Source organism: Enterobacter sp. HMSC16D10 (assembly GCF_001807145.1).
Classification (GTDB): Bacteria; Pseudomonadota; Gammaproteobacteria; order Enterobacterales; family Enterobacteriaceae; genus Enterobacter; species Enterobacter roggenkampii.
Genome location: NZ_KV787817.1, coordinates 231,582 through 243,854, shown reverse-complemented (window position 1 = coordinate 243,854; position 12,273 = coordinate 231,582). Strand labels below are relative to the sequence as shown.

At 58.3% G+C, this 12,273-nt stretch carries 11 protein-coding genes, 1 other RNA gene and 1 pseudogene; 9 read left to right on the top strand and 4 right to left on the bottom strand.

The window, feature by feature from the left end:
* The first annotated feature begins 53 nt into the window (after positions 1-53).
* Together glnK and amtB are read left to right on the top strand one after the other, a co-directional pair.
* Complete coding sequence (gene glnK / locus HMPREF3143_RS01355) at positions 54-392, top strand: P-II family nitrogen regulator (RefSeq protein ID WP_008503304.1); 339 nt, start codon at positions 54-56, stop codon at positions 390-392.
* Between the two features lie 35 nt (positions 393-427).
* Positions 428-1,717, top strand: coding sequence for an ammonium transporter AmtB (gene amtB / locus HMPREF3143_RS01350; protein WP_008503303.1), 1,290 nt, complete (start codon positions 428-430; stop codon positions 1,715-1,717).
* A gap of 95 nt (positions 1,718-1,812) precedes the next feature.
* On the opposite strand, the gene tesB is transcribed toward amtB, so the two are convergent.
* Positions 1,813-2,673 carry an acyl-CoA thioesterase II gene (gene tesB / locus HMPREF3143_RS01345; RefSeq protein ID WP_023293157.1) on the bottom strand — a complete coding sequence of 287 codons (861 nt, stop codon included), beginning with the start codon at positions 2,671-2,673 and terminating at the stop codon, positions 1,813-1,815.
* A gap of 203 nt (positions 2,674-2,876) precedes the next feature.
* Here tesB and HMPREF3143_RS01340 point away from each other — a divergent pair, with 203 nt between their 5' ends.
* Complete coding sequence (locus tag HMPREF3143_RS01340) at positions 2,877-3,404, top strand: YbaY family lipoprotein (protein ID WP_008503301.1); 528 nt, start codon at positions 2,877-2,879, stop codon at positions 3,402-3,404.
* A gap of 32 nt (positions 3,405-3,436) precedes the next feature.
* Here HMPREF3143_RS01340 and HMPREF3143_RS01335 read toward each other — a convergent pair.
* Positions 3,437-3,834, bottom strand: a pseudogene (locus HMPREF3143_RS01335) (MGMT family protein).
* Between the two features lie 84 nt (positions 3,835-3,918).
* Here HMPREF3143_RS01335 and ffs point away from each other — a divergent pair.
* From ffs to HMPREF3143_RS01320, 3 genes are all read left to right on the top strand, one after another.
* An RNA gene (gene ffs / locus HMPREF3143_RS01330) (signal recognition particle sRNA small type) lies at positions 3,919-4,015 on the top strand.
* 262 nt (positions 4,016-4,277) lie between these two features.
* Positions 4,278-4,529, top strand: a complete 252-nt coding sequence (locus tag HMPREF3143_RS01325) for a hypothetical protein (RefSeq protein ID WP_021241644.1) — start codon at positions 4,278-4,280, stop codon at positions 4,527-4,529.
* Positions 4,526-4,741 (top strand): hypothetical protein, encoded by a 216-nt coding sequence (locus tag HMPREF3143_RS01320; RefSeq protein ID WP_023326800.1) that lies wholly within the window; start codon positions 4,526-4,528, stop codon positions 4,739-4,741. Before HMPREF3143_RS01325 ends, HMPREF3143_RS01320 begins: the two co-directional genes overlap by 4 nt.
* 83 nt (positions 4,742-4,824) lie before the next feature.
* Here HMPREF3143_RS01320 and HMPREF3143_RS01315 read toward each other — a convergent pair whose 3' ends face one another.
* Complete coding sequence (locus HMPREF3143_RS01315) at positions 4,825-6,246, bottom strand: MocR-like transcription factor YczR (RefSeq protein ID WP_059363290.1); 1,422 nt, start codon at positions 6,244-6,246, stop codon at positions 4,825-4,827.
* 86 nt (positions 6,247-6,332) lie between these two features.
* Here HMPREF3143_RS01315 and HMPREF3143_RS01310 point away from each other — a divergent pair, with 86 nt between their 5' ends.
* The 3 genes from HMPREF3143_RS01310 (at position 6,333) to HMPREF3143_RS01300 (ending at position 11,286) form a co-directional block, all read left to right on the top strand.
* Entirely contained in the window at positions 6,333-6,944 is a 612-nt protein-coding gene (locus HMPREF3143_RS01310) for a membrane protein YczE (RefSeq protein ID WP_070531483.1), read from the top strand.
* A 78-nt stretch (positions 6,945-7,022) separates the two neighbouring features.
* Positions 7,023-8,093, top strand: coding sequence for a LacI family DNA-binding transcriptional regulator (locus tag HMPREF3143_RS01305; RefSeq protein WP_032664019.1), 1,071 nt, complete (start codon positions 7,023-7,025; stop codon positions 8,091-8,093).
* A 103-nt stretch (positions 8,094-8,196) separates the two neighbouring features.
* Positions 8,197-11,286, top strand: coding sequence for a beta-galactosidase (locus tag HMPREF3143_RS01300; RefSeq protein ID WP_070531480.1), 3,090 nt, complete (start codon positions 8,197-8,199; stop codon positions 11,284-11,286).
* A 39-nt stretch (positions 11,287-11,325) separates the two neighbouring features.
* Here the strand turns inward: HMPREF3143_RS01300 and HMPREF3143_RS01295 are convergent, their stop codons facing one another.
* Positions 11,326-12,153 (bottom strand): nickel/cobalt efflux protein RcnA, encoded by an 828-nt coding sequence (locus HMPREF3143_RS01295; RefSeq protein WP_039265850.1) that lies wholly within the window; start codon positions 12,151-12,153, stop codon positions 11,326-11,328.
* Positions 12,154-12,273: the final 120 nt, after the last annotated feature.

The window sequence follows — 12,273 nt, the reverse complement described above, 5'->3', positions numbered from 1 at the left end:
AATACCTTCCGCGTAAGCTGCGGCCATTACCGAATTCTGACTGGAGGGGATCTATGAAGCTGGTTACGGTTGTAATCAAACCATTCAAACTCGAAGACGTGCGTGAAGCATTGTCTTCAATGGGTATTCAGGGACTGACTGTCACCGAAGTGAAAGGCTTTGGTCGTCAGAAGGGTCATGCCGAGCTTTATCGCGGGGCGGAATACAGCGTTAACTTTCTGCCAAAAGTAAAAATTGATGTCGCGATTGCTGACGATCAGCTTGATGAAGTCATTGATGTCATTAGCAAAGCGGCCTACACCGGCAAAATTGGCGACGGCAAAATTTTCGTTGCCGAACTGCAGCGCGTCATTCGCATCCGTACCGGCGAATCTGACGAAGCGGCACTGTAATTAACGCCTGGCACACAGTGATAGGGATCGAGAAAATGAAGATAGCAACACTTAAAACGGGTCTGGGTTCGCTGGCGCTGCTGCCGGGCCTGGCGCTGGCTGCTGCCCCTGCGGTGGCCGACAAAGCCGATAACGCCTTTATGATGATCAGCACCGCGCTGGTGCTGTTTATGTCCATTCCGGGCATTGCGCTGTTCTACGGCGGTCTGATCCGTGGCAAAAACGTTCTCTCCATGCTGACGCAGGTTGCCGTGACGTTTGCACTGGTCTGCGTGCTTTGGGTGGTTTACGGTTACTCTCTGGCGTTCGGCACGGGTAACGCGTTCTTTGGTAACTTCGACTGGGTGATGCTGAAAAACATTGAACTGACCGCGCTGATGGGCAGCTTCTATCAGTATATTCACGTGGCGTTCCAGGGCTCGTTCGCCTGCATTACCGTCGGGCTGATTGTGGGCGCGCTCGCCGAGCGTATTCGTTTCTCTGCGGTCCTGATCTTCGTGGTGGTCTGGCTGACGCTCTCCTATGTGCCGATTGCGCACATGGTCTGGGGCGGTGGTCTGCTGGCCACGCACGGCGCGCTGGACTTCGCGGGCGGTACCGTTGTCCACATTAACGCCGCGGTCGCGGGTCTGGTGGGCGCTTATCTGATTGGCAAACGTGTCGGCTTCGGTAAAGAGGCGTTCAAACCGCACAACCTGCCGATGGTCTTTACCGGTACTGCGATCCTCTACTTTGGCTGGTTTGGCTTCAACGCCGGCTCAGCAAGTGCGGCCAACGAAATCGCCGCGCTGGCCTTCGTGAACACCGTTGTGGCCACGGCGGGTGCAATCCTCTCCTGGGTGTTTGGCGAGTGGGCGGTGCGCGGTAAACCTTCCCTGCTGGGTGCCTGTTCAGGTGCGATTGCCGGTCTGGTTGGTATCACCCCTGCGTGTGGTTATGTCGGTGTCGGCGGCGCGCTGCTGGTCGGCCTGGTGTCCGGTCTGGCGGGTCTGTGGGGCGTCACCGCACTGAAACGAGTTCTGCGCGTGGATGACCCTTGCGATGTGTTCGGCGTGCACGGCGTGTGCGGGATTGTCGGCTGTATCATGACCGGTATCTTCGCGGCGAAATCGCTCGGTGGCGTGGGCTACGCAGAAGGCGTCACTATGGTTCATCAGGTGCTGGTGCAGCTGGAAAGCATCGCTATCACCGTGGTGTGGTCTGCGGTCGTCGCTTTCATCGGCTACAAGCTGGCGGACATGACGGTCGGCCTGCGCGTACCGGAAGAGCAGGAGCGCGAAGGTCTGGATGTGAACAGCCACGGCGAGAATGCGTATAACGCATGATCTGAGTGGCTTGCCGGGTGGCGGCTTCGCCTTACCCGGCCTACAACAGCACAAAACGTAGGCCCGGTAAGCGTCGCGCCACCGGGCTTTTTACATCAACCTCTGTTACGCATCACCCCTTCCTGCACCGTTGAAGCGACCAGCACGCCGTCCTGAGTATAAAACTCCCCACGTACAAACCCGCGGGCGCTGGATGCCGACGTACTCTCCACGCTGTAGAGCAGCCACTCGTTCATGTTGAAGGGACGGTGGAACCACATCGAGTGATCGATCGTCGCGACCTGCATCCCTTTTTCGAGGAAGCCGACGCCGTGCGGCTGCAGCGCCACCGGCAGGAAGTTGAAGTCAGACGCATAGCCCAGCAGATACTGATGGACGCGGAAATCTTCCGGCACGGTGCCGTTGGCGCGGATCCACACCTGACGCTTTGGCTCGGCGGTGTGGCCCTTCATCGGGTTGTGGAACTCGACGGGGCGGATCTCAAGCGGCTTATCGCAGAGAAACTTCTCTTTAACCTGCGGCGGCAGCAGATGCGCCAATGCGCGAGCGATATCCGTTTCCGATTTAAGATCGTCCGGCGAGGGGGCAGGGGGCATGACCTTCTGATGCTCGTAGCCCGGCTCCGGTGCCTGGAAAGAGGCGGTCATGTAAAAGATCGGCTTACCGTTCTGGATGGCCGCGACGCGGCGCGCGCTGAAGCTGTTGCCGTCTCGCAGAACTTCAACGTCATACACGATGGGTTTCGCGCTATCGCCAGGGCGTAAAAAGTAGCTGTGGAATGAATGCACCAGACGGTCTGCCGGGACAGTCTCCTTTGCAGCGTACAGCGCTTGTCCAACGACTTGCCCACCGAAGACCTGGCGTAAGCCTAAATCTTCGCTCTGTCCGCGAAAGAGTCCTTCCTCAATTTTTTCCAGATTCAGTAATGTCAGCAGATTGTTCAGTGCCTGACTCATAGTTGTCCTCAATAAACGCCGTAGCGAAAGATAGGCAGAGTATAACGCAGAAATGAAAGTGGTCCGATGGGTAGAATAATCTGAATATCGGGATGATTTCAGGCATTAATCAGTGAGTTGTGCCACACTTAACTACGTTATGTGATTGAAACGACATCGGATGGGATCGATCCCGCTGGTGCATTGATGATAAGGAGACTTCAATGAAACTCGTGCCTATGCTAAGTGGTGTAGCGATTGCGGTGGCGTTGTCCGCCTGTGCCGGTAAGAGCGCCCAGGTGCCAGTGCCAGCAGCTGACCCGAACGGGATTAATACCCTTTCGCAGCAGTCCATTCAGCAGCCTAACGTTTCCGGTACCATCTGGATTAAACAGAAAGTTGCGTTGCCGCCGGATGCGGTATTAACGGTGACGCTGTCTGATGCTTCCCTGGCCGACGCGCCGTCGAAAGTCGTGGCCCAGCGTGCCGTCCGTACTGAAGGCAAGCAGGCGCCGTTTAGCTTCGTGTTGCCGTATAACCCGTCGGATGTGCAGCCTAATGCCCGTATTCTGCTGAGCGCAGCGGTCACCATTAACGGTAAGCTGGTGTTTATCACCGATACGGTCCAGGAAGCGATTAACAACGGTGGAACCAAAATCGACCTGAACCTGGTGCCAGTACAGCAGACCGAAGTGCCGGTCGCACCGCAAACCAATCAGCCGTCTCTGCCAACCCCACCGACGCAGATGTAATGTGGTTATTCCCCTCTCCTTCGGGAGAGGGGTCAGTACACCCACCGGTACTTCTGTAAATCGATCTGACCCGACCCTGACACCTGCACCCCTTCTGAAAGTAACGCCTGACGCTGACGCTGGAGATCCGGCCCGGTGAGTGAGATGGCGCCATGACGGTTCACCACTCGATGCCAGGGCAGCGTACTGCCTTCCGGCAGCCGTTTCAGGACGCCTCCAACCTGTCGCGCCGCGCGCGGGGAACCGGCCAGGCGCGCGACATCACCATAGGTGGTGACATAGCCTTCCGGGATTGAAGCCACGATTTGCCATACGCGCTGTGGAAAAGAGTCCTGCTCGTCCATACCTTCACCTGCGGGGAGTTTCTGGAGAGCCATGGTAAACGAAGATCGCCTTGATTGCTGCGCCTGTTTGCGCAAGAAACCAGCATCCGGTTCCTGGCGGCTTGCAATTGGGCCTTCGCACAGGGATAATGCGCCAGCGCGTTGGTTATCAACGCTCTCAATGGGGGCTCTGTTGGTTCTCCCGCAACGCTACTCTGTTCACCAGGTCAGGTCCGGAAGGAAGCAGCCAGGGCAGACGACGTGTGTGCCGGGATGTAGCTGGCAGGGCCCCCACCCATTTCTGAGCCTCTGCGTTCTTCCCTGATTTTTGCCTCTTCCCTGGACGTTATTCCCTAATAAGATTATGCCTATAGCATGTAATATATATTTCATCGTGCTGAAATATTATTGTCATAAACTTGTAATAATAGTCGGGCATTTTATCGTTGGCCGTCTATTTTCTGGCATAACTCAAAAAAATATATATCTGGATAACATTGTTAACTTCGTGTATTAAATAAAGTACTTATTCCGAAGGGAAGTGATAAACATGGCTACAGCGGTATTAAACGTTAAGATTGATGACGCGCTAAAAGAAAGGCTTCGCCACTATGCGGAAGTGAATAACGAGAATTTAAGCGTGACGACAGAGAAACTGCTGCTGCTGGCGTTCGAGGCAGTAGAAGAGGCGGGAGTATCGGAAGAGGATATTGATAATCAGCATACGGAAGAAGAGAATGTTTCTCCATTTACTCCTAAAGAAATCAAGGCTCTACGTAAACTTCTGAAGAAGCGAAAATGAAACAACAACTGTCTACTGCCAGTGACTACAAAGAGGCCTGCGATTTGTTGCGTTCAGGCTACGTGAAGCATGTACGTCTTGGCTGGAATGTCGGAAGTGATGAGTTCTTTCGTATTGCGTCTGACTGGTGTGATACTGGCGCAAAAATAAAGAAAGACGGTGATAACTTCGTTATTTCACTGAAAGGGTTTCCTATTCCTGCTCAGCATTAATTCCGGACTGGTGAAAACTGCTGACTGTATCCATGACAGTCAGCAGTTTTTATTTTTTATGATCGGCTTCAAACTTTTTGCTATTAAATCACGCTGCGTTTTACAGGTGGCACGTTTTTATTCAGGGCGAGCCATAACGGTTTAATCCTCAGCAGCGCCTGTTCAAGTTCTGTCGGCTCGAGCGAGAAGGGCATCCGCAAATAGCGGTCAAACGCACCCGATAAACCAAACCGCGTACCGGTCCCCAGATTTATCCCCAGAATCTCAGCCCGCGCGGCAAGCTGCGTCGCCAGCATGCCGGGGAGCTCAATCCAGTATGAGAGCCCGCCCTCTGCTTCATGGAATGTCCACTCCGGGAAATGTTCACGCAGCAGTTCACCGCATCGATCGCGTCGTTCCGCCAGCATTTTGCGGCGTGCGGGTAGAAACGTCTCGCTGTTGTTGATGAGCCACAGCGCCGCTAGCTGTTCCAGCAGCGGCGAGCCTAAATCCAGCGTATCGCGCGTCTGGGCAAGCGTGGCGATCGTGCGCGAGGACGCGCGGATCCAGCCGAGACGCAGCCCGCCCCAGAAGCTTTTTCCGGCAGAACCTAAGGTGATGACGGTGGCCTGCGGGTTAAAGGAGGCCAGCGGGGGCGGAGGAGGGGCGTCAAACCAGAGATCCACCATCGTTTCATCCACCACCAGCGTCGTACGGGTTTGCGCAGCAATATCGGTAATGGCCTGACGGGTCGCGACATCCATGCAGCGCCCGGTGGGGTTATGAAAATCAGGCATCAGGTACGCCAGGCGCGGCGCGGTTTGGGCAAGCGTGGCGGCGAAACCGTCCGTATCCCAGCCCGTTTCCGGCAGCGACACCCCCACGGGCCGACACTGCGCGCCCTGAATGGCGGCAATCGCCAGCGGATAGGTGGGGTGATCGACCACGACGCGATCTCCCGGCCCGGTCATCATCCGCAGGACCAGCGCGAAGCCGCTGACGGCGCCATTGACCACCATTACTTCGTCCGCGCGGGTGGGAAGACCCCGCGCGGTGTAGCGCGCAGCGATGGCCTCCCGCAGCGTCGGGAGCCCTAGCTGATCGTAACCCGTCAGCGCCAGGTGCTGCGTAATGGCCGTGAGCGCGTGGGTATACGCCTGGTGGATTTCCGGCCCGGCATTGAGGGCGGCAGTGGAGAGATCCAGTGCGGCACTCGCCGCGGAAAGCGTGGGAACGGCGCGCGTATCCGGGAGGATCACGCGTGACCCGCTGCCGTGGCGGCTTTCAAGATATCCCTCCTCGCGCAGATGGGCGAGGGCGCTGCTGATGGTGGTCCGGCTCACGTCCAGCGCCGTGGCCAGCTCGCGCTCCCCCGGTAGCCGTGTATTCAATGCCAGACGACCGTCAAGGATTAACAGGCGCAGCGCATTGGCCAGCTGCCGCCAGAGCGGCGTGCGGGATGAGGTTTGCTGCCAGTGGCCTAAAAGGCGTACCAGCGACTGGCTTCCGAAGCGACGTGACGACATATGCAGTCCACTATTTGAAAACTGGACATTAATCATAGTGCCATTTTAGGCCAGGATGAAAGCCTGGTTCACTGGAGAAGATAAAAATGGTACGTCGTCTGCTACAACTCTATGTCGGTTTAGGGCTGTATGGCCTGTCCACCGCGATGTTTATTCGTTCCGATTTGGGTGTCGATCCCTGGGATGTTTTTCACCTTGGGGTGGGGATACAGCTGGGGATGACTATCGGAATGGTGATCATTTTAACCGGTGCTGCGGTGCTGCTGCTGTGGATCCCCCTGCGCCAGATGCCGGGCCTGGGCACCATCAGCAACGTGATTTGTATCGGTCTGGCGGCGGACGCCAGTATGGCGCTTCTCCCGGAACTGGATTCATTGGCCGTTCGCATCGCTTTCCTGGTGTCGGGCATCGTGATGAACGCGATTGCGACCAGCATGTACATCGGCGCCGGTTTTGGGCCAGGCCCGCGCGACGGCCTGATGACCGGCATTCATGCCCGGCTGGGATGGTCCATTCGCAGCGTGCGTACTTCCATTGAGGTGTCCGTCCTGCTGATTGGGTGCGTGCTGGGCGGCACGTTTGGGGTGGGAACGGTAGTGTACGCCCTGACCATTGGCCCACTTATCCAGCTCTGTCTGCCCTGGTTCCGCCAGAAGCCGAGCGTTGCTGAAATCGCGCAGCCGGAGCGGGTTGTTTAATTTTGCGAAGCGCTCACATGTTTTAACGGCGTCGCTGTGCCACAATAGTGGGCCCCGACTCACGCGATGCCACAATGCATGAAAGCTATCACTCTCTATGATGTCGCCCTCCTTGCGGGGGTTTCTTATCAGACCGTCTCTCGCGTCATTAACGACGCGGAGCATGTGTCTGCCCGTACCCGGGAAAAGGTTCAGCAGGCGATGGCGGAGCTGCACTACGTGCCTAACCTGCGGGCACAGCAGCTGGCGGGTAAACGCACCCGCACGCTGGGACTCATCACCACCGATCTGGCCCTGCATGCGCCCTCGCAGATTGTGTCGGCGGTAAAATCCCGCGCGGCGGAACAGGGGGCGAGCGTCCTTATCTCCATGGTGGAGCAACCGCAGCAGTGTCAGGCCGCGCTACAGGCGCTGCTGGCACAGCGGGTGGACGCGCTGCTGGTGAATGTTCCGCTTGATGATGAACACGCCGAACAGCTGAGGGCGCTGGCGTCGCCCGTACCGGTGCTTTTTCTTGATGTCTCGCCTTCAGCACAGGTAAACAGCCTCGTGTTTAACGCCGGGCAGGGCGCGCATCTGGGCGTTGAGCATCTGCTTTCGCTGGGGCATCAGCATATTGCTCTGCTGAGCGGGCCGGAAAGCTCGGTCTCTGCTCGGGCGCGTCTGGCGGGGTGGAAAGCGGCTCTGGCCCGCGCGGGGCATGAAGCCGCTGCGGTGGCCTACGGAGACTGGAGCGCGGCCAGCGGTTATGAGAAAGGACATGTGCTGCTGTCGGGTACCGCATTGCCGGATGCCATTCTGGTGGCGAACGATCAAATGGCGCTCGGGGTGATGCGCGCCTGCGCGGAAAAGGGGATCGCGATCCCGGGCCAGATGTCGGTGGTCGGGTTCGACGATACGGCTGACAGCGCCTGGTTTTCCCCGCCGCTGACGACCATTCGCCAGGCATTTCGCGAGGCGGGCGAGCGCAGCGTGGAGTGGCTGCTGGCCCCCACCGAAGGCGAGACGTGCTGGCAGGTTCAGCTGCCGGTGACGCTGGTTACCCGCCATTCCAGCGCGCGCCGCGCGCCGCAGCAGGCTGAACGCGAGGATCTGGCGCAGCAGCTCAGAAGCCTGGCTCTCCTGGCCGAGCAGCTTGTCCGCAAATAAGACTTTTGTGATCGGACTCGCTACCCTGCGATTGAATGCTTTACCGTCGCAGAATGCCAGGGCATGTTAACCAAAATTGTGAGCGCTTCGCAAAGAGGTTACTATGTCCAACACATCCTCGCTGACCCTCAGCGACATTCTGGCCCGTCGGGACTGGGAAAACCCCGGCGTTACCCAGTGGAACCGCCTGCCCGCACACGCGCCGTTAGACAGCTGGCGTAATGAATCTTCCGCCAGAGATGACGCTGGATCTATCAGCAGGCGCTCTCTTAACGGGATGTGGCGATTTAGCTACTTTTCTGCACCCGAGCGGGTTCCTGAGGCATGGGTCAGCGAAGATTGCGCGGATGCCGTCGCGATGCCCGTGCCGTCGAACTGGCAGATGCAGGGGTTCGACACGCCTATCTACACCAATGTCACCTATCCCATCCCCGTTAACCCGCCTTTTGTGCCGCAGGAAAACCCGACAGGTTGTTACTCGCTCACATTTGACGTTGATGACGCCTGGCTTCAGCGTGGGCAAACCCGAATTATTTTTGACGGCGTGAACTCGGCGTTCCATCTGTGGTGCAACGGGCAGTGGATAGGCTATTCCCAGGACAGTCGATTGCCCGCCGAGTTTGACCTCTCAGCGGCATTACGCCCCGGGCAGAACCGCCTGGCGGTCATGGTCTTGCGCTGGTGCGACGGCAGCTATCTGGAAGATCAGGACATGTGGCGCATGAGCGGCATTTTCCGCGATGTCTCCCTGCTGCATAAGCCGGAGACGCACATCGCGGATTATCACGTGGTCACCGATCTGAATGCGGAGCTGGACCGCGCGGTGCTGAAAGTCGACATCGCGCTGGCAGGCACTGACTACCCGGAATGCGAGGTGGCGATCACGCTGTGGCGCAACGGCGAGCGGTGTGGCAGTACTACCCAACGGCCCGGATCTGCCATTGTGGACGAGCGCGGCAACTGGGCCGAGCGGTTAACGGCGGCGATCCCGGTTACAGCCCCGGTGTTATGGAGTGCAGAAACCCCGGAACTCTATCGTCTGACGATCGCGCTTTTGGATGCGCAGGGCAACGTGCTGGAGACGGAGGCCTGCGATGTCGGCTTCCGCCGGATTGAAATCAGCAACGGCCTGCTGAAGCTCAACGGTAAACCGCTGCTGATCCGCGGGGTTAACCGGCACGAGCATCACCCGGAAAACGGCCAGGTGATGGACGAAGCGACGATGCGCCGCGATATCGAGATCATGAAGCAGCACAACTTCAACGCCGTTCGCTGCTCGCACTATCCGAACCATCCGCTGTGGTACCGGCTTTGCGATCGCTACGGGCTGTACGTTGTTGACGAAGCCAACATCGAAACCCACGGCATGGTGCCGATGAGCCGCCTTGCTGACGATCCGCGCTGGCTGCCCGCCATGAGCGAGCGCGTGACCCGTATGGTGCAGCGCGATCGTCATCATCCCTCAATTATCATCTGGTCGCTGGGCAATGAGTCCGGCCACGGTGCAAACCACGACGCGCTGTACCGCTGGGTGAAATCCACGGATCCGACGCGTCCGGTGCAGTATGAAGGCGGCGGCGCGAACACGGCGGCGACCGATATTGTCTGTCCGATGTATGACCGGGTCGATCAGGATCAACCCTTCCCGGCGGTGCCTAAATGGTCAATCAAGAAATGGATCGGCATGCCGGATGAAACGCGTCCGCTGATCCTCTGCGAATACGCCCACGCGATGGGAAACAGCTTCGGCGGATTCGCGAAATACTGGCAGGCGTTTCGCAGCCATCCTCGCCTGCAGGGGGGATTTGTCTGGGACTGGGTCGATCAGGCATTAACGAAGAAAGACGAAAATGGCAACGCGTTCTGGGCGTACGGCGGGGACTTTGGCGATAAGCCAAACGATCGGCAGTTCTGCCTCAACGGCCTGGTCTTCCCCGATCGCACGCCGCACCCGGCGCTGTTCGAGGCGCAGCGCGCGCAGCAGTTCTTCACCTTTACGCGGGTCAGCACTTCTCCGCTGGTGATTGAGGTGCAAAGCGGGTACCTGTTCCGCCATACCGATAACGAAGTGCTGAGCTGGACGGTTGCCCGGGATGGGAAGGTACTGGCTTCGGGCGAGGTGACGCTGGCGATAGCCCCTGAAGGCGTTCAGCGTCTGGAGATCGCTCTGCCGGAATTGAAAGCCGAGCCGGGAGAAGTCTGGCTGAATGTTGAAGTGCGCCAGCCGCGGGCAACGCCGTGGTCACCGACTGACCATCGCTGCGCGTGGGAGCAGTGGCTGCTTCCGTCTCCGCTGTTTGTCGCACCGCCAGCCTCTGCGGGCGAGCCGCCGGTTTTGACGCAAAACGACCGCATCCTTGAGATCGCGCATGGTCAACAGCGCTGGCAGTTCGATCGCGCAACCGGAAACCTGGCTCAATGGTGGCGAAATGGCGTGAAAACGCTGATATCACCTCTGACGGATAACGTCAGCCGTGCGCCGCTGGATAATGATATTGGGGTGAGTGAAGCGACGAAGATCGATCCGAATGCCTGGGTTGAGCGCTGGAAAGCGGCGGGCATGTACGATCTCACCTCGCGCGTTCTTTACTGTGAGGCAGCGCAGCACGCAGACGAGGTGGTGGTCACAACCCAGCACGTCCTTGCGTATCGCGGCAACGCGCTGTTTCTGAGTCGTAAAACCTGGCGGGTGGACGATCGGGGAGTACTCCACGGCGACATTCAGGTGGATATTGCGTCTGATCTCCCGGAACCCGCGCGCGTTGGCCTGAGCGTTCATCTCGCCGAAACGCCGGAAAACGTGTCCTGGCTGGGGCTGGGGCCGCATGAAAACTATCCGGACAGAAAGCTGGCGGCACAGCAGGGGCGCTGGACATTACCCCTGGCGGAGATGCATACGCCGTATATCTTCCCGACGGAAAATGGTTTGCGCTGTGATACGCGGGAGCTGGCGCTGGGAACGCATCAGCTGAACGGCCGGTTCCATTTCTCGGTGAGCCGCTACGGCCAGCAGCAGCTGCGGGAGACAACCCATCACCATCTGCTGCGCGAAGAGCCGGGATGCTGGCTCAATCTCGATGCGTTCCATATGGGCGTGGGCGGCGACGACTCCTGGAGCCCCAGCGTCTCGCCGGAATTCCTCCTGCAGACACGCCAGCTTCGCTATACCTTCAGCTGGCAGCAGAACCCTTAACTGACCCTGGAGATGCGGCCACAGAGTGTGGCCGCAGGCTTACGCCAGAATGCCGCTCAGGCCATGCAGGCTCATATAAATCCCTACCACGGTAATCAGCGCAGCGGAGATCCACGGTGCTTTACGGGAGAATTCGCTAAACCCGGGCCAGCGTTTGGTCGCGTGCTTGAGGCTCAAGGCGGCAATCGCGCCGGAAGCGACAAGCGTTAACGCCAGACCAATGCTAAAGCTGAACACCAGCGTCGCGCCGAGGGCGAAATGCTTCAGCTGCAGGCAGATCAGCAGAACGGTAATGGACGCCGGGCAGGGGATAAGCCCGCCGGTCAGGCCAAACATTACGATCTGTCCGGTGGTGACGTTTTGGCCGCTGAAGCGCCGGTTAATATCCTGCGCGTGCGCGCGCTGGTGGGCGTCCTGCCACTCTTCTTCAACCAGCGGGTGTTCGTGGTGGTGATGTTCATGATGATGGTCATGGTCATGGTCATGGTGGTGGTGATGATCATGGTCGTGATGATGATCGTGTGGCTGGCTCTCTTTCCAGGTTCGCCACGCCATCCACAGGGCGATCGCAACGATCAATACCCCTGAGATCAGCTGGAACCAGGGTTCAGACGTATGCGCATCCCATCCCCGACCAAACCATAAACCCGCCATGGCGATAATCCAGACTACTGCCGTATGCGAAAGCGTAGCGGCCAGGCCGAGCAGGACCGCCTGTTTCAGCGTGCCGCGGATAGCCACGATAAAGGCGGCCATCATGGTTTTTGAGTGACCCGGCTCCAGGCCATGTAGTGCACCGAGCAGGATAGCGCTGGGAACAAACAGCCAGGCATTACCCTGCTGCAGGAGTGAGGCGAAATCGTTCATTGAAATTTCCGGAATGGAAGCGTGCGCAAATAGTACTCCCCCCCAGTAGCTTAATACTACCCCCCAGTAGAAAAATACTCAGGGGGAGTAGAGCGTGATATGCTCTAAAAGCCAAAACTG

Bases quoted from the DNA above. Each gene is read 5' to 3' on its own strand.
- glnK (WP_008503304.1), top strand. From the start codon at position 54: ATGAAGCTGGTTACGGTTGTAATCAAACCATTCAAACTCGAAGACGTG.
- amtB (WP_008503303.1), top strand. From the start codon at position 428: ATGAAGATAGCAACACTTAAAACGGGTCTGGGTTCGCTGGCGCTGCTG.
- tesB (WP_023293157.1), bottom strand. From the start codon at position 2,673: ATGAGTCAGGCACTGAACAATCTGCTGACATTACTGAATCTGGAAAAA.
- HMPREF3143_RS01340 (WP_008503301.1), top strand. From the start codon at position 2,877: ATGAAACTCGTGCCTATGCTAAGTGGTGTAGCGATTGCGGTGGCGTTG.
- HMPREF3143_RS01325 (WP_021241644.1), top strand. From the start codon at position 4,278: ATGGCTACAGCGGTATTAAACGTTAAGATTGATGACGCGCTAAAAGAA.
- HMPREF3143_RS01320 (WP_023326800.1), top strand. From the start codon at position 4,526: ATGAAACAACAACTGTCTACTGCCAGTGACTACAAAGAGGCCTGCGAT.
- HMPREF3143_RS01315 (WP_059363290.1), bottom strand. From the start codon at position 6,246: ATGTCGTCACGTCGCTTCGGAAGCCAGTCGCTGGTACGCCTTTTAGGC.
- HMPREF3143_RS01310 (WP_070531483.1), top strand. From the start codon at position 6,333: ATGGTACGTCGTCTGCTACAACTCTATGTCGGTTTAGGGCTGTATGGC.
- HMPREF3143_RS01305 (WP_032664019.1), top strand. From the start codon at position 7,023: ATGAAAGCTATCACTCTCTATGATGTCGCCCTCCTTGCGGGGGTTTCT.
- HMPREF3143_RS01300 (WP_070531480.1), top strand. From the start codon at position 8,197: ATGTCCAACACATCCTCGCTGACCCTCAGCGACATTCTGGCCCGTCGG.
- HMPREF3143_RS01295 (WP_039265850.1), bottom strand. From the start codon at position 12,153: ATGAACGATTTCGCCTCACTCCTGCAGCAGGGTAATGCCTGGCTGTTT.